11 protein-coding genes are annotated in these 20,852 nt (G+C 70.6%); 8 read left to right on the top strand and 3 right to left on the bottom strand.

What is annotated here, in order from left to right; translation table 11 throughout:
• Positions 1 to 1,551: SDR family NAD(P)-dependent oxidoreductase (locus tag ACGFNU_RS22680; RefSeq protein WP_392596456.1), on the top strand; the 1,551-nt coding region annotated here is incomplete at its 5' end.
• Between the two features lie 64 nt (positions 1,552 to 1,615).
• Here ACGFNU_RS22680 and ACGFNU_RS22675 read toward each other — a convergent pair.
• Positions 1,616 to 3,064, bottom strand: a complete 1,449-nt coding sequence (locus ACGFNU_RS22675; RefSeq protein WP_392596454.1) for an NAD(P)/FAD-dependent oxidoreductase — start codon at positions 3,062 to 3,064, stop codon at positions 1,616 to 1,618.
• Between the two features lie 268 nt (positions 3,065 to 3,332).
• Here ACGFNU_RS22675 and ACGFNU_RS22670 point away from each other — a divergent pair, with 268 nt between their 5' ends.
• From ACGFNU_RS22670 to ACGFNU_RS22655, 4 genes are read left to right on the top strand one after another with little or no spacing between them, the layout of a single operon-like run.
• A complete protein-coding gene (locus ACGFNU_RS22670; protein WP_392596452.1) occupies positions 3,333 to 5,387 on the top strand; it encodes an NPCBM/NEW2 domain-containing protein in 2,055 nt (684 codons plus the stop codon).
• A complete protein-coding gene (locus ACGFNU_RS22665; protein ID WP_392596450.1) occupies positions 5,384 to 8,215 on the top strand; it encodes a Tat pathway signal sequence domain protein in 2,832 nt (943 codons plus the stop codon). The genes ACGFNU_RS22670 and ACGFNU_RS22665 overlap by 4 nt, the downstream gene beginning before the upstream one ends.
• A complete protein-coding gene (locus ACGFNU_RS22660; RefSeq protein WP_392596448.1) occupies positions 8,212 to 9,570 on the top strand; it encodes a BNR-4 repeat-containing protein in 1,359 nt (452 codons plus the stop codon). Before ACGFNU_RS22665 ends, ACGFNU_RS22660 begins: the two co-directional genes overlap by 4 nt.
• A gap of 5 nt (positions 9,571 to 9,575) precedes the next feature.
• Positions 9,576 to 11,915 carry a Tat pathway signal sequence domain protein gene (locus ACGFNU_RS22655; protein WP_392596446.1) on the top strand — a complete coding sequence of 780 codons (2,340 nt, stop codon included), beginning with the start codon at positions 9,576 to 9,578 and terminating at the stop codon, positions 11,913 to 11,915.
• Here ACGFNU_RS22655 and ACGFNU_RS22650 read toward each other — a convergent pair.
• Positions 11,912 to 12,712, bottom strand: coding sequence for a twin-arginine translocation signal domain-containing protein (locus ACGFNU_RS22650; RefSeq protein ID WP_392596444.1), 801 nt, complete (start codon positions 12,710 to 12,712; stop codon positions 11,912 to 11,914). The genes ACGFNU_RS22655 and ACGFNU_RS22650 overlap by 4 nt on opposite strands.
• On the bottom strand, positions 12,709 to 13,935 hold the full coding sequence (locus tag ACGFNU_RS22645; RefSeq protein ID WP_392596443.1) for a glycoside hydrolase family 105 protein: 1,227 nt from the start codon (positions 13,933 to 13,935) through the stop codon (positions 12,709 to 12,711). Before ACGFNU_RS22645 ends, ACGFNU_RS22650 begins: the two co-directional genes overlap by 4 nt.
• Before the next feature lie 267 nt (positions 13,936 to 14,202).
• Between ACGFNU_RS22645 and ACGFNU_RS22640 the strand changes: the two genes are divergently transcribed.
• Genes ACGFNU_RS22640 through ACGFNU_RS22630 form a run of 3 tightly spaced genes read left to right on the top strand, consistent with a single transcriptional unit; the run spans position 14,203 to position 20,851 of the window.
• Entirely contained in the window at positions 14,203 to 16,659 is a 2,457-nt protein-coding gene (locus ACGFNU_RS22640; protein WP_392596441.1) for a PQQ-dependent sugar dehydrogenase, read from the top strand.
• Between the two features lie 21 nt (positions 16,660 to 16,680).
• Positions 16,681 to 18,855, top strand: coding sequence for a discoidin domain-containing protein (locus ACGFNU_RS22635; RefSeq protein ID WP_392596439.1), 2,175 nt, complete (start codon positions 16,681 to 16,683; stop codon positions 18,853 to 18,855).
• A 13-nt stretch (positions 18,856 to 18,868) separates the two neighbouring features.
• A complete protein-coding gene (locus ACGFNU_RS22630; protein ID WP_392596437.1) occupies positions 18,869 to 20,851 on the top strand; it encodes a glycosyl hydrolase family 28 protein in 1,983 nt (660 codons plus the stop codon).
• Position 20,852: the final 1 nt, after the last annotated feature.

Below are 20,852 nucleotides of genomic sequence, written 5' to 3'. Positions count from 1 at the left end.
GACGTCCGTTCCGATCCCGGGGTCTGGTATCGGGCGTTCGACCTGGCCACTGGTGTGGAGCCCGAGCGCATCCAGTCGATGCTCACCCGGCTCGGTGAGGAGTTCGCGTCCGGTGCGTTGCTGCCACTGCCGGTGCAGGCCTGGCCGTTGGGGCGGGCGCGGGAGGCGTTCCGGTTCATGAGCCAGGCCCGGCACACTGGCAAGATCGTGCTGGACGTTCCCGCCGTGTTCGACCCCGACGGGACCGTGCTGATCACTGGAGGCACCGGCACCCTGGGCGCTTTGGTCGCCGAGCACCTGGCCCGGACCTGGGGCGTCCGGAACCTGCTCCTGGTCAGCCGCCGCGGCCCGGACGCGCCCGGCGCCGCGGACCTGGCCGGCCGCCTGTCGGCGCACGTCGAGATCGTGGCCGCCGACATCGGCGACCCGGCGGCCGTGCGTGATCTGGTGACCGGCATCGACCCGGCCCATCCGCTGACCGGGGTGATCCATGCCGCGGGGGTCATCGACGACGGGCTGGTCACCGATCTCACTGGCGAGCAGATGGCAGGGGTCTGGCGGGTCAAGGCGACCGGCGCGGCCAACCTGCATGCCGCCACCACCGACCAGCGACTCGGCTTCTTCACGATGTTCTCGTCGGCCGCCGCCACCTTGGGCAGCCCCGGCCAGGCCAACTACGCCGCCGCCAACGCCTACTGCGACGCACTCGCCGCCCAGCGCCGCGCCGCCGGCCTGCCCGGAGAGTCCATCGCCTGGGGGCTCTGGGAAGAGGCCAGCGGCATCACCGCCGAGCTGACCCGAGCGGACCTCACCCGCATGCGACGCGGCGGGCTTCGGCCGCTGGCGACCGATCACGCGCTCGCCCTTCTGGACGCGGCGGTGCGGGACGGGCGCGACCGCCTGGTGGCGCTCGACCTCGACGCCGCCGCGCTGCCCGGGGAGGCGCCGGAAATGCTGCGCGACCTGGCCGCCGGGCCCGTACGCAGACCGGCGGCGAGCGCCCAGGCGCGGCCCGGAGAACTCCAGGCACGGCTCGCCGGGCTGCCCCCCGCGGAACGGCGGGACTTCCTCCTCACGCTGGTCCGTACCCATGCCGCCGCAGCGCTCGGCCACCCCGATGCCGACGCGGTGCGTCCGGAGGTCAACTTCAAGGATCTCGGCTTCGACTCGCTCACCGCGGTCGAGCTGCGCAACCTCCTGGCGGCGGCCACCGGCCTGCGCCTCCCCGCGGCGCTGGTGTTCGACCACCCCGACCCCGGCGCCCTGGCCGACTATCTCCAGGAGCGGCTGAGCCCGGCGGATGCGGCGCTGTCGGGCCCCGCCGCGCTCGACGCCGCGCTCGACGAGGTGGCCAGGCTCGAAGGGGTGCTCGGCGCGCTCCCCGACGACGGCATGGACTCCGGGTCGGTCACCGCACGGCTGGAGGCCCTGCTGGGGAACTGGAAGGCGTCCCGCGACGGGGCCGGTGACGCAAGCGCCGCCGAGCGGCTGGAATCGGCGAACGTCGACCAGGTACTCGACTTCGTCGACAACGAGCTCGGGTTGTCATGAGCGGCAAGGCCCGGGCCTGATGATCCGGCCCGGGCCCGCCTGCCGCCGCTCGACCGCCTGCCGCTCAACCGCCTGCCGCTCGACCAACGGTGCGAATGGTCTCCGAGCGCCGGTCCAGGTTCACGATCGCGAGTTCCCGCGCTCCCAGCGGCGGTTCGCTGAGCACCGCGAGGCCGTCGTCCGGCTGCTGCATCAGGGACAGGAAACGGCTCGTGCCGAGATCCGACTGCGGGGCGCTCATGCTCACCACGTCCGTGACCACGTCGGACACCTCGCGTGACCTCATCGCCTTGCCGGCGATGAGGTCGACGAACTGCCGCGTCACGGCCGCTCCCTCGTTCAGACGCGGGTCCCTGGACTGGTTGCGGCAATTGACGTAGTCGAGATCCCTGGACGCCGCCATGATCCATGGATCGTCCACGGTCTCGCTGATCGCGCGCTGCAGGCCGTGCGCCTCGCCGGGACCGAGGTCGTGTTCGGTCAGCCACCCGTCCAGCACGGCCGCGGCGCGGGCGGCGGCGCTCATCCCGTGGCCGTGGATCGGATTGAAGGCCGCGAGCGAGTCGCCGAGGACGAGCAGGCCGTCCGGCCATCGGTCGAGCCGCTCGGGGTACAGCCGCCGGTTGGCCCCGATGTGCGACACGAAGACCGGGGTGATCGGCTCTGCCGAGCCGATGAGCTGGGCGACGAGGGGGTCGCGGAGCGATCGCGCGTAGGGCAGGAAGTCCTCCTCGCGGGTCGGCAGGTCTCCGCCGCGGGTACAGGAGAGTGTCACCATCCACCGGCCGCCCTCCTGCGGGAAGACGACCCCGAAGCGGCCGGGTTTGCGCTCCCTGTGGTCGGCGGCGACGTTGACGGCGGGAAAGCCGCCGGTCGCGCCGGGAGGGGCCGCGAACTCCCTGGTGGCGTACGCGATGCCCGCGTCGACGACGTCGACCTCGATCGGCGGAAGGCCGAGAGCCGACAACCACCGGCGCAGGCCGGAGCCGCGTCCGGTGGCGTCGATCACGAGATCGGCGTCGAGAACCTCTCGCGCGCCGCCGTCGAGGGCGCGTACCTCCACGCCGGAGACCCGCCTGCCGTCGCCGATCAGCCTGACGGCCTCGGTGCGCTGCCGCAGCTCGATCCGGGAGCCGGCCAGGACGTGCTCGCGGACCGCCCAGTCCAGCAGCGGCCGGCCGCCCATGATGACGTACTGTCTCGCCGGGAAGCGGTGTTGCCAGCCGTGTGACGTCAGCGTCACCACGTCCTCATGAAAACCGACCTTGCGTGCGCCCGCGGCCAGCGCCCGGCCGATCGCGCCCGGCAGCAGGTCGTCGACGATCCGGGCGCCGCCCGACCACAGCACGTGGACGTGGCGGGCCTGGGGCAGGCCCTTGCGCTGCTCGGGGCGGCCGGGGAGGACGTCCCGCTCCACCAGCGTGACCGACCCCAGGTGGCGGGCCAGCACATGGGCGGCCAGCAAACCCGCCCAGCTGCCGCCGAGCACGACTGCGTGTTGAGATCTGGTCACGTTCTCCGTCCCTTCGCGTGGGTGACATGGTGTGCCCGCGAATGGGGCGACGCGGCACCATGCATGGCCATGGTCGCCGGAGTCGCTTAAGCGAGTCTTGGCCACGCGATCTCCGAGAGCCCGGCGGGCGCCCGCTGTCCGCGTTCGGCCCGTCGAACAAGAGATCAGACCTCTTGGCCGAAATATCTTCAGTAAGCGCTTTCTTCTTGCGAGTTCCCGTGTAAAGATCCGATGTATCTTCCTGAGGATCGCGGAAGGGAGCCCCCCGTTGCCTGCGCGCCTGACGCTTCTGACGGCTCTGTCGAGCCTGCTGCTCACTTCGTTCGTGTCCCTTGCGGCCGGCCCCGCCCCGGCCGTCGCGGCTCCGGCCGCCTCGCTGCCCGACGGGCTGGCCCTGACGCCGCCCATGGGCTTCAACAACTGGAACGCGACCGGATGCGACATCAACGAGCAGATGATCCGCGACACCGCGGACATCTTCGTCTCGTCCGGCCTGAAGAAGGCCGGTTACGAGTACGTCAACATCGACGACTGCTGGGCCGAGCCGCAGCGTGATGCGGTGACGGGGCGGTACGTGGCGCACCATGAGCGGTTTCCCAGCGGGATAAAGGCGCTCGCCGACTATGTGCATGGCAAGGGCCTCAAGCTCGGCATCTACACGAGCGCGGGCACGCAGACCTGCGCCAAGACCATGCCCGGCAGCCTCGACCACGAGGAGCTCGACGCCCAGACGTTCGCCGACTGGGGCGTCGACTACCTCAAGTACGACAACTGCAACAACGAGAACCGGCCCGCCGTCGAGCGCTACACCAAGATGCGCGACGCGCTCAAGAAGACCGGGCGCCCCATCGTCTACTCCATCTGCGAATGGGGCCAGAACAAGCCCTGGGAGTGGGGGAAGGACGTCGGCCACCTCTGGCGGACGACCGGTGACATCACCGACAGCTGGACGTCGGTCGTCTCCCTGTTCAAGCTGAACGTCCCGCTTGCCCAGTACGCCGGGCCCGGCCACTGGAACGACCCGGACATGCTGGAGGTCGGCAACGGCGGCATGACCGACCGGGAGTACCGGTCGCACTTCAGCCTCTGGTCGATGATGGCGGCGCCGCTCCTGATCGGCTCGGACCTGCGCAAGACCACGCCGGCGACGCTGGAGATCCTCGGCAACCGCGAGGTCATCGCCGTGGACCAGGACGCGCTCGGCGTGCAGGCCCGCGTGCTGCGCGACGCCGGCGGGCGCTGGGTGCTGGTCAAGCCGCTGGCCGGCGGCGATGTCGCGGTGGCCCTCTTCAACGAGAGTGAAGAGACCGCCACCTTCGGGGCTACGGCTGCGGAGCTCGGCCTGCCGAAGCGTCCCTCGTATGTGCTGCGTGATCTGTGGGCGCATCGTTCGTTCGAGAGTTCGGGCACCTTCTCGGCGTCCGTACCGGCGCATGGGACGGTGGTCTACCGGATCAAGGCCGGTGCGAAGGACTGGTGGCGGCAGCCGCCGCTCGCCGAGTACGGGCTGAGCCTCGCGGCTCCGGCGGCGGGCATCCCGGGCACCATCACGCCGGCGGGACGTCCGTTCACCGCCGACCTCACCGTGGCCAACCGGGGCCGCACGCCGATGCTCGCCGTGCGCCATACGATCGCAGCTCCGGACGGCTGGAAGGCCGAGCCCCTCGGCCGGACGGGCACGGCCGTGCTGGCACCGGGCGGACGGCTCTCCACGCGCTACCGGATCACCCTGCCCGCCGGGCTTCCGCCGGGGCGGCATGAGCTGAAGGGGACGCTCGCCTATCGCTCGGCTGCGGGCGGCAAGGTCAGGTCGGTCGCCACTGAAGAGCTGATCGTGCCCGAACGCGTGCCGTCCGGTGCCTCCAACCTGGGTGATGTGCGGTGGGCCACCGTGCGCAACGGCCTCGGCCCTGTCGAGCGCAACACCTCGGTGGGCGGCGCGAAGCCCGGCGACGGCCGGACGATGACCATCAACGGCAAGACGTACGCGACGGGCCTCGGCACGCACGCACCCGCCGAGCTCATCTTCTACCTCGACGGCGCCTGTTCCTCGCTCTCCACCGACGTCGGCATCGACGACGAACGGGATCCGCGACCCGAACCGGCGCAGGGTACGGCGATCTTCCAGATCTGGGCGGACGGCACCAAGGCCGCCGACAGCGGGGTGCGCACCTGGCAGGACGACGCCGTGCACCTGGACGGTGATCTGCGCGGCGCCTCGTTCCTGCGGATCGTCACTGACGGCAGCCCTGACGGCTACCGGTGGGATCGCGGCGACTGGGCCGCGCCGACGCTCACCTGCGGCCAGGGGGCGGGCCGATGAATCCGTTCATCCCGTCACGCCGAGGCTTCCTCGGCGGCGCCGCAGCCGTGGCGGTGCCCCTGCCGAACGTCGTGGCCCCCAGGCGCGGGTTGCGCGACCTCATGAGCACCGACCGCGCCTGGGAGCGGTTCCTCGAACAGCAGGATCTGCACTGGGCGCGGATGCCCCGCGCCTGGTACGAGGGGCCCTTCCTCGGCGACGGGTTCCTGGGCTCGATGGTCTACCAGGAGCCCGGCAGGAACGCCCTGCGGTTCACCGTCCAGCACAGCCAGGTGCAGGACCACCGGCCCGCGTTCGGCAACGAGTGGGGCGTGGCCCGGCTGCCGGTCGGCAACCTCGCGCTGGAGCCGGTCGGCGAGATCACCGGCGTCGACCTGCGCCTGGACCTCTGGAACGCCGAGCTGCGCGGCATCCTCACCACGAGCCGCGGGCGCATCCGGCTGCGCGCGTTCATCGAGAGCGCCCGCTCCCTGCTGGCGGTCGCGATCCGGACCAGCCCGGGGGAGAACGGCGCTCGGCTGGTCTACCGCGCCTCGAAGGCCGTCAGCCCTCGGATCATCCGCGAGGACCCGCCGAAGGCGATGCAGCCCAACCCCGACCCGTCCACCCGGGAAGAGGACGGCGTCACGCTCACCGTCCAGCCGCTCGCGGCGGGCGGGCAGACCGTGACGGCGCACACCGAGCGGCGTGAACGCGGTGAGCGGATCCTCTACCTCTCGGTCGCGCACTCCCATCCGGAGTCGACCGCCGAGGCGAAGGCCCTGCGCGCCGTGCGTGAGGCGCCGCGGCTCGGCGGATTGGAACGGGAGCACCGGGCCTGGTGGCACCGCTTCTACCGCAAGAGCTTCATCTCGGTGCCGGACGGGCTGCTGCAGAGCTTCTACTGGATCCAGCTCTACAAGCTGGCCTCGGCGTCCCGCGCCGACGCGCCGATCATGGCGACGACCGGGCCGTGGCTGGAGCCCACGCCCTGGCCCTCGGTCTGGAACAACCTCAACTCCCAGCTCGAGTACTGGCCGGCGTATGGGTCCGATCACCTGGAGCTCGATCCGATCCCGCGCTCGCTGAAGTCGTATCAGCGCATCCTGGTCGACGCGCTGCGCCCGGAGTTCCGCGCCGACTCGATGGGGCTGAGGCGCAGCACCGACGGGCAGTTCGACGACGCGGGCTACGTGGGGGCGCCCGGCTACTCAGCGGACCCCGAAATCGGCGATCTGCCGTGGCTCCTGCACAACGCCTGGCTCACGTACCGCCACAGCATGGACGAAGGCATCCTGCGCGAGGTCGTCTTCCCGATCCTGCGCCGTGCCATGAACTACTACCTCCACTTCCTCAAGCCGGGTGACGACGGACGCCTGCACCTGCCGCCGACCTTCTCGCCGGAGTACGGGGCCGCGCCCGACTGCAACTACGACCTCGCCCTGATCCGGTGGAGCTGCCGGACGCTGCTCGACGCCGCCAAGCGCCTCGGCGTGGACGACCCGCTGGCCTCCCGCTGGCAGGAGGTCCTCGACACGCTCGTGGACGCGCCGGTCGACGCCAACGGGTTCATGGTCGGGACGGGCGTGCCGTTCGCCAAGTCGCCCCGGCACTACTCCCACATGCTCGCCGTCTACCCGCTCTACCTGGTCAACTGGGACCGGCCGCAGGACCGCGACCTGATCGACCGGTCGTTGCGGCACTGGATCGGCTTCGAGGGCGCCCTGCGCGGCTACAGCTTCACCGGGGCGTCGTCGATCTCGGCCGCGACGGGCCGCGGCGACGACGCGTTGAAGTACCTGCGGGAGTTCGTCGCGCGCTTCGCCCAGCCCAACACCCATTACTACGAGGCCGGGCCGGTCATCGAGACGCCCCTGTCGGGCGCGCAGTCGCTGCACGACATGCTCTGCCAGAGCTGGGGCGGCGTGATCCGCGTCTTTCCGGCCGTGCCCACGGCTTGGCGGGATGTCACGCTGCACAACTTCCTGACCGAGGGCGCCTTCCAGGTGAGCGCCGTGCGCAAGCAGGGGGTCACGCGATTCGTCCGCGTGCTCAGCCTCGCGGGGGAGCCCTGCCGGGTGCGGCACGGCCTTCCGGGGAGGCCCGCCGTGCGCGGCGCACGCGGCCGCCCGCCCGCCTGGCGCGACCTCGGCGGCGGCGTGATCGAGATCGACCTGGCCCGGGGCCAGGAGGCCATCGTGCACGTCCGGGGAACCGACCCGGACCTGGTGATCGCCCCGGTCCGCGTCACGGCCGAGGCACCGGCGTGGGGCCTGCCGCCGCTCCCGCCCGCCGGGCAGGCGGTGCCGGTCGAGCTCGCCGCGCACTTCGACAACGACGGCATCACCAGCGAGTTCTTCATGGGCGACGGCGACTTCGACGGAACGGGCGCCACCTACCCGGCCGCGTCCCTGCCGCAGACCGGCCGGGTGACCTCCGATGGCACGGAGTTCCTGTTCGTCAACGGGATCGAGGGCACCGCCAACAACGTCACCGCGTCCGGGCAGACGATCCCCGTACCGGCGGGCCGCTACGTCCGGCTGCACGTGCTCGCCGCGAGCGACAACGGCAACACCTCCACCACCGTGACGGCCGTCTACGCCGACGGGAGCACGGCGGAGGTGCCGCTCCGGCTCACCGACTGGAAGAGCAACCCCGCGTACGGCGAGTCCGCCGCGCTGCGGGCGCCGCAGTTCCATACCCGGACGGGCGCCAAGGACGTCGCGGTGACGATCTTCCATCAGAAGGCGGATCTGGACCCGGCCCGGGAGCTCACCGCACTCAGACTGCCGTCCCTCACCCGGCCTCGTCCTCATCTCTTCTCCCTCACGCTGGAGAGACCATCATGAAAAGGCGAACGGTGCTGACCACCGGCGGGCTTCTCGCTGGTGGGGCTCTCGCCTCCGCGTTCACTTCGGAGGGCGCGCGGGCGGCGACGGGCAAGCCGGTCTTCCAGCTGATGACGCCTGCCGCGACCGTTGCCGCCCGCACTGACCGGCGGCCGGTGGCGGGCGGCGTGCACGATCCGGTCGTGGGCCGCACGTTCATCTCGTGGGGCGGGCAGTACGAGAACGGGTTCGTCCAGGCCTACGACCACCGTTCGCGTACCTGGTCGGAGCCGCTCCAGGTGACCGACGGCGAGAACGACTCGCACAACTACCCGACCCTGGTCCAGGCCCGGGACGGGCACCTGCTCCTCATCGTCGGCATGCACAATTCCGGCACGGTGGTGGCGCGCTCCGCCCGCCCGCACTCGATCGACGGGCCCTGGCAGGTGCGCACGGTCGCCGAGGGCGCGGCGGCGAGCTACCCGATGCCGTTCCGGGCCCGGTCGGGGGAGATCTTCGTGTTCTTCCGCGAGACGACCAAGACCATCGACCCGGCCGTGCCGAGCGACACCCGCCCGATGCTCTACCTGCGCTCCCGCGATCACGGCCGCACCTGGGAGAGCTCCGCGGCCATCACCGGTGCCCCGTACGCGCTCGGCTCGACCGATCGCACGGACAATCTCAACGAGATCTACATCGGCCAGCTCCGGTACGACCCCGGCGGCCACGGGCTGCCCGAACGGGCACACCTGGTGTGGACGCTCGCGGGCGGCGGCCCCAGCCAGCATCTGCACGACTACTTCCACAAGGACATTCACCACGCCGCGTTCGACCCCCGGACCCTGCGCTTCCATGGCCCGGGCGGGCGCGGGCTCGGCGTCCAGCTCACCGACGACGAGCAGGAACACGAGTGCAAGGTCGCGGTCACGCCGCTCGTCCGTCCCGCCGACCTGAAGTCGCCCGACTACATCCAGCTCGTCGGCACCACGGCGAACGGACGCCCGTTCACCGTGTGGTCCGCAGCCGACGGCACCGGGCTGTGGCACGTCTACGTCTCCCGCCGCCTGGCGGGCCGCTGGTACACCACGGAGGTCGCGTCCGGGCTGCGCACGCGTGAGATGGAGCCGGTCGCCGGAGACGTCTGGCGTGTCTACACCACGCGCGACGGCGAACCCGGCATCGCGACGTACCTCCTCGTGCCCGGCCGCTCCTGGCGCCCGGAGGCCACGATCGCCACGGCCAAGCCCGTGCAGCGGATCGAACTGATCGCCGGGTTCCGTGACCCGGCCCGAGTTCTCGTCACCGGCGCGTCGAGCGCCCGGGACGTGTCCATCGCCGACGGCGACATCCATGTCGCGGGCCTGACCTGGAGGTGACCCCTGTGACCGACGACCCCATGACCGGGATCTCACGCCGCACCATGCTGGGAGCCACGGCCGCCGGCGCGGCGTCCGCCACGCTGATCGGGGGAACGGCCACGGCCGCGACCGTGGACGGCGGTCTCGGCGGCGGCCTCGTCGACGTCGAGGTCGACTGGCCGCGGTTCCTCGCGGACTCCGACCTGATCTGGAAGCGCCTGCCGCAGACCTGGTACGACGGCCCGTTCCTCGGCAACGCGCTGCTCGGGTCGGGCATCTACGCCGAGCCCGGCGCGAACGCCATCCGCTTCAACGTCCAGCACAGCCAGGTGCAGGACCACCGCCCGCAGTTCGGCTCGCTGTTCGGCCTGGCCCGGTTGCCGATCGGCTACCTGACGCTGGAGCCGGTGGGCGCCATCACCGCGGTCGACTGGCGGCTCGACCTGTGGAACGCCGAGCTGCGCGGCACCGTGACCACGGCGGTCGGCAGCCTGACCCTGCGCGCGATGGTGCACAACGATCGGTCGGTGCTCGCCGTCGAGGTGTATCCGAGCGAGGGCGAACGCGGCTTCCGCTGGGTCTTCCATCCGGCCAAGGCGATCAGTCCCCGCGCCGATCCGATCTTCAACAAGCCGCCGCCCGAGGGCTACACCGCCAACCCCGATCCGTCGGTGACGCGGCACGGCGACCTGGAGGTCATCGTGCAGCCGCTGCTGGCCGGCGGGCAGCACGTCACCGCCTGGCAGGAGACCCGGCGCGGCCCGCGGCGCACCCTGTACGCGGGTGTGGCCTGGTCGTTCCCCGGGACGGCGGCGGAGGGCGAGGCCGTGCGGATGGTGCGCGCCGCCGCCCGCCGCCCGTTCACCGCCCTCACCGCTGACCATCGCGCATGGTGGCACGCCTACTACCGCAAGAGCTTCCTGTCGCTGCCCGACCGGCGGACGCAGGCGTTCTACCAGATCCAGCTCTACAAGATCGCCTCGGCGGCGCGGCGGGACGCGCCGGTGATGGCGACCAGCGGCCCCTGGCTGGAGCCGACCCCGTGGCCCGCCGTCTGGTGGAACCTCAACGTCCAGCTCGAATACTGGATGATCCACGGCTCGAACCATCTGGAGCTCGACGCGGTCACCCGCAGCCTCGACCGGTACCGCCGCAACCTCGTCGACCAGGTCGACGAGAAGTACCGGGCCGACTCGGCGGGCATCCCGCGGACGACCGACATGACGCTGCTCAACAGCGGCGGCACCGGCAACAGCGGCTTCCCGGTGGGCATCCCCGGCCAGACGTCGCCGACGCCCGAGGTGGGCAACCTGATCTGGGCGCTGCACAACGTGTGGCTGTCGTACCGCCACACCATGGACCGCACGATCCTGCGCGACGTCCTCTACCCGCTGCTGCGCCGGGCCGTGAACTACTACCGCCACTTCCTTGCCCCTGGCGCCGACGGGCGGCTGCACCTGCCGTTCACCTTCTCGCCGGAGTACGGCGTCAACGCGCCCGACTGCAACTACGACCTGGCGCTGATCCGGTGGGGCTGCCAGACGTTGCTGGACACCGTGAAGACCCTGGGCGCCCACGACCCGCTGGTGCCCGAGTGGAAGAAGATCCTCGCCACGCTCACCGACTACCCGGTCGACGGGAACGGTTACATGATCGGGGCCGGGGTGCCGTTCGCGAAGTCGCACCGGCACTACTCGCACATGCTGATGGTCTATCCGCTGTACGAGGTCACCTGGGAGCAGCCGGACAAGCGCGAGCTCATCGACCGGTCACTGAAGCACTGGATCAGCTTCGAAGGCGCTCTCCAGGGCTACAGCTTCACAGGCGCGGCCTCCATGTCGGCGCAGATGCAGCGCGGTGACGACGCCGCGTTCTACCTGTCGGAGCTGCTGCGCCGCTTCGTGCAGCCCAACACCATGTACAAGGAGTCTGGCCCGGTCATCGAGACGCCCCTGTCCGCCGCGCAGTCCCTGCACGACATGGTCTGCCAGAGCTGGGGCGACGTCATCCGCGTGTTCCCCGCCATCCCCGCCTCCTGGCCGAACCTCGCCGTGCACGACTTCCGTACGCAGGGCGCCTTCCTCCTGTCGGCCGTGCGCCGGTCGGGGCGCACCGAGTTCATCCGGCTGAAGAGCCTCGCCGGCGCTCCGTGCCGCCTCCGTCCCGGCATCCCGGGCCCGCTCAAGGTCCGCAGCGCGTCGGGACGCCGGGTGCCGTGGCGCGTCCTGCCGAACGGGGACGTCGAGATCGGCATGCGCCGCGGTGAGGAGGTGGTCGTGCACAGCGCCGGGCACCGCCCCGACCTGCGGGTGGAACCGGTGGCGGCCGGCACCCCGGCCCCACCCTGGGGGCTCCCCGCCTAGCTGCCGGTGAGCTGGTAGGCGCGGAGGTCCCTGATGAGCAGGTGGCAGTCGCGCAGCGAGCCGGAGGTGTCGCCGAGGGAGCGGTAGATGCCCCATTTGGGGCGGACGCGGTCGGCGAGGAAGGTGTCCACGCCGGAGCGCCGGGCGTCGACGATCGTCGTCCCGGCGCTCCGGACCGCCCAGCGGACCGAGCCCGCGCTCCCGTTGCCGATCTTCATCTCGTACTCGATGTCGATCCACTTGTCGTGCAGCGGTTCGAGATCGGTGCGTCCCACCAGGATGTTCGGCTCGAAGACCTTGTGCTCGATCGTCTGGCGGCCGTTCACCCGGCGGAGGGACGTCACCGTGATCGGCGAGGTTCCGCTGCCGGGCTGCTTGGTCTGCATGATGTGCGTGAACGTGGTCGTGGCGCGCAGCGAGTTCGGGATGAACATCGAGTAGGTGAGGCGCCAGGTCTCGCCGGACAACATCCGCAGGTACGCGCCACCGGCGGGGTTCCGCCCGCCGGTGACCTCCTGGCGTTGCCGGTCGGTCGAGGTGTCGCGGTCGGACATGTGCATGTTCCAGCGGTAGTGGTCTCCTTCGACGAGGATGTGCGGCTGGCCCGAGGGATGCGAGTCGGCCCTGTCGTCCTCGATCGTCTCGAAGGCCCGGAGCCCGTCCCGGCTCGGGACGGGGGACCAGCGCAGCTGCCAGGTGGGTGCCGCCATGGCAGGGGAGCCTAGGGGGAGTCCGGCCGCGGCGAGCCCGCCGCCGAGCGCGGCGCCCCTGAGGAAGGTCCGGCGTGAGGTGGTCATGATTCTCCTTGCCCGTCGCCGGTCCTGATCATCTGCTCGTTCATGATGAGGAAGGCGCCCAGCCCGTGGAAGTCGTTGGTGGTACGGGGACGGTTGAAGTAGTAGCTCAGGACGTCGTCGACGTTGGTGCCCTCGGAGATGGTCGTGAGGTTGGTCAGGCCGTCGGAGGTGAGCGAGATCCGCGCCAGCACGCCCTGGTAGCCGCGGCGCGCGGCATCGCGGTAGGAGGCGTCCACGTAGCCGCGCTCGACGGCGCGCGAGAGGGTGAAGGTGTACATCGAGGAGCAGGAGGTCTCGGTCCAGTTGCCGGAGTTGCCCGGCTCGGTGACCACCTGCCACCACCGGCCGGTCGCCGGGTCCTGCCAGCGCGCGTACGCGGGGACCAGCTTCCGGATGAGCTCGATCAGCGCGGCCCGCCGCGGGTGCGCGGGCGGGAGCAGTTCGAGGACGTCGATGGCGGCCATGCCGAACCAGCCGATGGCGCGGCACCACGAGATCCCGTTGGTGTGGCCGAGTGCCGGCTTGACCCAGCTCGCCGTGCGTCCGCCCGGCTGGTCGTAGGCGTGGTAGAGCAGCCCGGCGGCGTCGCCGGACGTGCGCAGCAGATGGCTCGCGTAGATCTCGATCTGCCGCGCCGACTCGTCGTCGCCCCACGCGGCGTCGCCGAACTGCTGCCCGTACCGGATGACGAACGGGTTCACCATGAACGCGCCGTCCGCCCACAGCTGGCCCTCCCGCGAGTCGGACGTGGAGTGCCACCAGCCGCCGTCGGACGTGCGCGGGTACGACTTGAGCCGGTTGCGGATCTTCTGTGCGGCGACGCGGTAGCGGGCCTGGCCCGTCTCGCGGGCGAGGATCAGCAGGACGTTGCCGGACTCCATGCTGTCGAGGTTGCTGAAGCTCTGGCCGATACCGCCGCCGGAGTCCACGAAGCGGTCGGCCCAGTCCTTGATGTAGCGCAGGTAACGGGGGTCCCCGGTGCGCTGGTAGACGAGGTACTGGCCGTAGAGATAGAGCCCCCGGGTGTAGGACCAGCCGCCGAGCGAACCGGGGCTGTGGCGGCGCATCGTGGCCTCGACCATCGCCGTCGACCAGTCGGGCGCGGGAGCCTTGCCCGATACCGCCGCCGGTGCCGGAATCGGTGCCGGTTCGGATGCCGGGAGCCGCGGCGCGGTGGTGGCGGCGGTCAGCAGGGCGGAGATCAGCAGCACTGCCGTGATCACACTGGGCCTCCTCGCGGTGCGGGGGTGGACGAGACGGCCGCCATCACAATACATCCGATGTTTCTTCTGTAAAGGTTCCTAACTTATTTTGGGCGCCGCCCGATCGCCTTCGCCCAGTTAACAGGCGGTTTTCAGAGTTTCGACGTCGAGATGTGAAATTTCAATCCGTTGACAGCGGTGCCGGACCGTGACAAGACGTGAGGCATAGATCCAACCTTTCCGGTCTGGCTCCCCCGCCCGTCCGGCAGTCGGAAAGACGGAGGGATCATGCGTCCCCGAGCTTCGTGGAAGACCCGGCAGCGCGCGCTGGCGGCGGCGACGGCGATGGCGCTCATCGGCTGGCTGCTCGCGGCCGTGACGGCGGCGCCCGCCGGTGCGGCGCCCGTGCGGTACGAGGCGGAGAGCGCGACGATCTCGCAGGGGGTGGTGGAGTCCAACCACGCCGGCTACTCGGGCACCGGGTTCGTCAACGGCACCAACGCGACCGGCAGCTACGTGGAGTGGACGGTGAACGCGGTGTCGGCCGGGACCGCCACGTTCGCGATCCGGTACGCCAACGGGACGACGGTGAACCGTCCGATGGACGTCGCGGTGAACGGCACGGTCGTGTCGGCCGCGCGGGCGTTCGGCGGGACCGGCGCGTGGACCACGTGGGCGACCTCGTCCCTCACCGCGCCGGTGAACGCGGGCGCCAACACCGTCCGGCTGACCGCCACGAGCGACGCCGGCGGGCCCAACCTGGACTGCCTCGACGTCGAGGTGGCCGCGCCCGGCAACGACTACCAGGCCGAGGACGCGACGATCTCGCAGGGCGTGGTGGAGTCCAACCACGCCGGGTTCACCGGCAGGGGCTTCGTCAACTACGACAACGTGGCCGGCTCCTCGGTCGAGTTCACCGTGACCGCCGCGAGCGCCGGGCCCGCGTCGCTGACGTTCCGGTACGCCAACGGCACCACCACCGACCGGCCGATGTCCATCGCCGTCAACGGCGCGACCGTCGCGGCGAGCCAGTCGTTCCCGGGCACCTCGGCCTGGACGGACTGGCAGGAGATCTCCGTCAACGCCACCCTCAGGGCGGGCGCCAACACGGTGACGACCGTGAGCACGACGGCCACCGGCGGACCCAACCTCGACCGGCTGACCGTCGGGCCGCCCGGCGACACCGAGCCGCCCACCGCGCCCGGCCAGCCGGTCTGCGCCGCCGCCGACATCGGCGAGACGACGATCAGGCTCAACTGGCCCGCCTCCACCGACAACGTCGGCGTGGTCGCCTACGACATCTACAACCTCGGCCAGAAGATCGCTGAGGCTCCGAACCCGCCCGGCCCGCCGTACACGGTCACCGGGCTGACCGCCAACACCACGTACACGATCTCGATCTTCGCCAGGGACGCCGCGGGCAAGGTCTCGGCCAGCAGCCCCGAGGTCACCTGCCGCACCAAGGCGGGGGAGACGCAACCGCCGACCGCGCCGGGGAGCCTCACGAGCTCCAACGTGGGATCGACGAGCGTGAGCCTCACCTGGACCGCGTCGACCGACAACGTCGGAGTCACGGCCTACCAGATTCGCAACGACGATAACAACGCGGTCATCGACCAGGTCACCGGCAACCCGCCCGCGACCAGCCGTACCGTGACCGTGCTGGCGTGCGGTACCGCCTACCGCCTGCACGTGGTCGCCCGTGACGCCGCCGGAAACACCTCGGCCAAGAGCAACGTCGTCTCGTTCACCACGAGCGGCTGCGGCAACACCCCCGGCACGCCCGCGCAGGTGTCGGGCGGCTGGGACATCCCGTGGGACATCGCCTGGTCGCCGGACGGGACGTTCGCCCTCGTCACCGAACGGGACACGTTCCGGGTCTTCAAGATCAACAAGGACGGGTCCGGCAAGACCCAGGTCGGCACCGTGCCCAACAGCCAGACCACCGACGGCGAGGGCGGCCTCATGGGCGTCGCGTTCTCCCCGGGCTGGAACGGCGCGAGCGACAACGAGGTGTTCTTCATGCACACCTCGTCCGACGGCAACCGCATCGCCAGGATGGCCTTCAACGGCTCGTCGCTCACCGGGTACACCGCGATCGTGACCGGCATCCGCAAGAGCCGCTACCACAACGGCGGGCGGATCAGGTTCGGCCCGGACGGCTACCTGTACGCGACCGCCGGCGACTCGCAGCAGGAGAACCTCGCCCAGGACCGCAACTCCCTCAACGGGAAGATCCTCCGCGTCACCAAGTCGGGCGCGGCGGCCCCGGGCAACCCGTTCGGCACCCGGATCTACAGCTACGGCCACCGCAACCCGCAGGGGCTCGCCTGGGACTCGGCGGGACGGCTCTGGTCCTCCGAGCTCGGCGACTCCTCCGCCGACGAGCTCAACCTGATCGAGCCCGGCAAGAACTACGGCTGGCCGGACTGCGAGGGGAACTGCGGCACCGCCGGGATGACCAACCCCAAGCGCACCTGGTCGGTGTCCTCGGCGTCCCCGAGCGGTCTCGCCTACGTGAACGGCGCGCTGTTCATGGCGGCGCTGCGCGGCCAGCGCATGTGGCGGATCGTTCTCGACGGCCCGAACGTCGTCTCCGCCAACTCGTACTGGAACGGGACGTACGGACGCCTGCGCGCGGTGGTGAAGGTGCCCGGCGCCAACGCGCTGTGGTTCGGCACGACCAACTCCGACAACAACGGCGACGGCACGGCGGACCGGCTCTTCCGGTCCGACGTCGGCTGACGTGGCAGGGAGAAGAGAGCCATGCGGTCACCGCTCCGACACCTCTCCGGCAGGGTGCTCGCGATGGTCGCCGCGGTCACGGCGGTGCTCGCCGTGACCGCGGCACCGCCCGCGGCCTCGCCTGCGAACGCCGAGCCGCAGCATCCTCGCCAGGCGTTCCTGCGCGGCTCCGTCGGCGGCCTCTTCCTGCACTGGGGCATGCGCACCTCGCCCGCGCACACCAGTTGCGGCGCGTGGGAGTCCGCCGTGACGGACGGCGGCTGGAGTCCCTCGTACTGGGTGAACGAGGCGAAGAAGTTGCACACGCAGTACATCGTGCTCGCCACGTTCCACAGCAGGCTCGGCTACGCGCGGCCCTGGCCGTCGGCGATCCCCGGGAGTTGCCGGACCGGCCGGGACTTCCTCGGCGAGCTGATCACGGCGGCCCAGAGCCAGGGGGTCAAGGTCATCCTCTACATGACCGACGACCCGCAGTGGTGGAACGAGGGCCTCGGCTCCGGGAAGAGCTGGCTCAACTCCTCCGCCTACTCCTCGTACAAGGGCCACACCGTCGATCTGCACACCCGTGACGGGTTCGGCGAGTTCTCCTACGACAACTTCGTGGAGGTCATGCAGCGCTATGCGGGCCTGGCGGGCTTCTGGATCGACAACGACAACGCCTACTGGGAGCGCAACGGCCTGTACGAGCGGATCCGGCGCGACCGGCCGGACCTCACGCTCAGCAACAACAACGAGGACACGCCGATCATGGACATGATCAGCAACGAGCAGAAGACCGGCATGACGCCGTCCTACGACTACCCGCAGGCCGTCTACACCGCGGCGCCGAGGCTGATCGAGGCCGACTTCAAGCTGCCCACGAGCGGCGCGTGGTGGTACACGGGCTCGGACAACTCGGTGGACCGCCGGCTGACGCTCGGCCGCCTCGTCACCAACGCGGGGTCGTCGATCAAGGCGCTGATGGCCGAGACGCCGATGAAGGCGGGCCGGATGCCGCCCGCGCAGGAGGCGTTCAACACCTTCGCCAACACCTACCTGGAGAACATCTGGGAGTCGCTCTACGGCACCGAGGGCGGCGGCTACATGTACGGCGGGCTCAAGCCCGGTTTCTGGAACGACGGCGCGCACGGCGTCACCACCATCAGCAAGACCGACCCGAACCGGCACTACGTGCACGTCGTCACCGCGCCATCCGGCAGCACGCTGCGGATCCGCGACAACGGCTACAAGGTCGCCGCGGTGACGAACCTCAGAACGGGCGCCGCGGTGACCTTCGCCCAGTCAGGCGGGACGCTGACGCTCAGCGGCATCTCCAGCTGGGATCAGTACGACACGGTGTTCAAGGTCGTGACGGCAGGGCGCGAGGGGATCCTGCCGCCGTCCTCGTACACCATGAGCGCGAGCGCCTCGGCGAGCGGCCACCCCGCCTCGCACGCGGCCGACGGCGACTACCTGACCTACTGGGACGCCACGTCCGCGCAGCCGGTGTCGCTGCGGTTCGACCTCGGCTCGGCCAAGCGGGTGCGGTACGTCGGCATCAACCAGCGCGAGGACTCGACGACCTACCCGGCGTCGGGCTCGGCACGGATCCGCGACTACCGGGTCTACGTCAGCGACAACGGCAGCGACTGGGGCAGCCCGATCAAGACCGGGACGCTGCCCAACCACCGGGGCGTGCAGTTCATCGACCTGCCCGCCGATACCACCGCGCGGCACGTGCGGGTGGAGAAGGTCAACAGCCACGGCGTCGCGCGGCTGCGGGTCGACGAGGCATGGATCGGCACCGCATATCCCGGGGAGGGCGGTCCGGGCGGCCCCGGCGACCACCAGGCGGAGGACGCGACGATCTCGCAGGGCGTGGTGGAGTCCAACCACGCCGGCTACACCGGCACCGGCTTCGTCAACTTCACCAACGTCGCGGGCTCCTACGTGGAGTTCTCCGTCGACGCCGCGCAGGCGGGCAACGCGACGCTGACCCTGCGCTACGCCAACGGCACCACCACGGACCGGCCGATGGACATCGCCGTGAACGGCGCCGTGGTGTCGGCCGCGCGCTCCTTCCCGGGGACGGGCGCCTGGACCACCTGGGCCACGGCCACCCTCACGGTGCCGCTCAACGCCGGGACCAACACGATCCGCACCACCGCCACCACCGAGGGCGGCGGCCCCAACCTCGACAAGATCACCATCGGATGAGGCGAGTGACACCATGCGCAGCTACCGCGTCCCGTCCCTGCCCGCCCTCGTCGCGCTCCTGGCGGCGGCCGTCCTGATCGTCGTCGGGACCGAGACGGCCACCGCGGCGTCCGTCATCGGGCACGCGGCGCGGCCCGCACCCGCCGGTACCACCGCCGCCCCGGCGCGGGCGCCGATCACGTGCCCGGACGGCGAGCCCTACAACGTGCGGAACTACGGCGCGACCGGCAACGGCTCCACCAGCGACACCGGCGCGATCAACCGGGCCATCGACGCCGCGGCGGGGGCCGGCGGCGGGGTCGTGCAGTTCCCGCCGGGCACCTACCGGTCCGCCGGCTCCATCCACATGAAGAGCAACATCACCATCCGGCTCGACAGCGGCTCGACCATCCTGGGCTCGCCCAACGACGACTACGACCCGCCCGAGTCGAACCCGAACGACGAGTACCAGGACTACGGCCACAGCCATTTCCACAACGCGATGATCTGGGGCGACCGGCTGTCGAACCTGTGCTTCACCGGCTCGGGCGTGATCGACGGCGGCGGCAACCTCATCACCGGCAACCCCGACTCCGGCGAGGCCGACAAGATCATCTCGCTGACCCGCTGCGAGGGGCTGAACGTCAACGGGATCACGCTGCGCCGCGGCGGGCACTTCGCCATGCTCACCAACGCCTGCACCAACATCTCGTCCGACCGGCTGCGCGTCGACACCGTCAGCGACAGGGACGGCTGGAACGTCATCAACGCCCAGAACGTCACCATCACCAACGCCGACATCTCGGCCAACGACGACGCGCTCGCCTTCAAGAGCGACTGGGCGCTGGGCCGGACCTACGACAACGGCCACGTCACCGTCACCGACTCCAAGCTGTCGGCGGGCTGCTGCAACGCGCTCATGTTCGGCTCGGAGACGTGCGGCGACTTCACCGACTACCGGTTCGAGCGGATCACCATCAACGGCTCCAACAAGTCGGGCCTCGGCATGGTGTCGATGGACGGGACGGTCATCTCCGACGTCCACTACAAGGACATCGCCATGACCAACGTGCGCAGCGCGATCATGGAGAAGGTCGGCACCCGGAGGCGGTGCGGCGACGGCCCGGGCGTCGGGCGCATCGAGAACATCACCTACGAGAACGTCACCTCGTCCGGCCAGAGCAGTAACAACTTCACCGCGACGCTGTGGGGCGAGTCGGGCGCGAGCAACCGGATCCGCAATGTCACGTTCACCAACGTCGACCTCACCGTGCCCGGCGGGAACGGCTGCATGGGCACCGGCGTGCCCAGCAACGACCCCGGCAACTACAACCCGAACAGCATCGGCACCCGGCCGTCGTACGGCTGGTACATCCACAACGCCCACGACATCAAGTTCGTCGACAGCTCCGTCCAGTTCGTGAGCAACGACTGCCGTCCGGCGGTGATCGCCAACACCGGCAGCGGCGTGTCGTTCGAGCGCTTCACGGCCGAACGCGGCAGCGGCAGCCCGTTCGACATGGGCTTCCAGTCGATCACCGGCTACTGCGTCGCCAACAGCACCGACACCGGCGGCGGCGCGCTGCGGGTGAGCGCGACCGGCGGCTCCACGCAGGCCTGCACACCGGTGCCCGGCAACCGGCTCGAAGCCGAGAACGCGACGATCTCGCAGGGCGTGGTGGAGTTCAACCACGCGGGATTCACCGGCACGGGCTTCGTCAACTACACCAACGTCGCCGGGTCGTACGTCGAGTTCACGGTGAACGCGGCGCAGGCGGGCAACGTGACGCTCACGTTCCGGTTCGCGAACGGCACCACGGCCAACAGGCCGATGGACATCACCGTCAACGGCGTCCTCGCCTCCGACGAACTCGCCTTCCCGGGGACCGGCGCCTGGACGACCTGGTCGACCGCCACCGTCACGACCACCCTCAACGCGGGCGCCAACACCGTCAGGGCGACGGCGACCACGGCCAACGGCGGGCCAAACCTCGACCATCTCGCCCTGCCAGCCTGAG

The organism is Spirillospora sp. NPDC048911 (genome assembly GCF_043198015.1).
Lineage (GTDB): Bacteria > Actinomycetota > Actinomycetes > Streptosporangiales > Streptosporangiaceae > Spirillospora.
Note: the sequence above shows the minus strand (reverse complement) of the source record. Positions and strands in the feature narration are given on the sequence as shown.

Coding starts and splice junctions, on each gene's coding strand:
- ACGFNU_RS22650 (WP_392596444.1), bottom strand. CDS start 12,712: ATGACCACCTCACGCCGGACCTTCCTCAGGGGCGCCGCGCTCGGCGGC.
- ACGFNU_RS22635 (WP_392596439.1), top strand. CDS start 16,681: ATGCGGTCACCGCTCCGACACCTCTCCGGCAGGGTGCTCGCGATGGTC.
- ACGFNU_RS22660 (WP_392596448.1), top strand. CDS start 8,212: ATGAAAAGGCGAACGGTGCTGACCACCGGCGGGCTTCTCGCTGGTGGG.
- ACGFNU_RS22665 (WP_392596450.1), top strand. CDS start 5,384: ATGAATCCGTTCATCCCGTCACGCCGAGGCTTCCTCGGCGGCGCCGCA.
- ACGFNU_RS22630 (WP_392596437.1), top strand. CDS start 18,869: ATGCGCAGCTACCGCGTCCCGTCCCTGCCCGCCCTCGTCGCGCTCCTG.
- ACGFNU_RS22640 (WP_392596441.1), top strand. CDS start 14,203: ATGCGTCCCCGAGCTTCGTGGAAGACCCGGCAGCGCGCGCTGGCGGCG.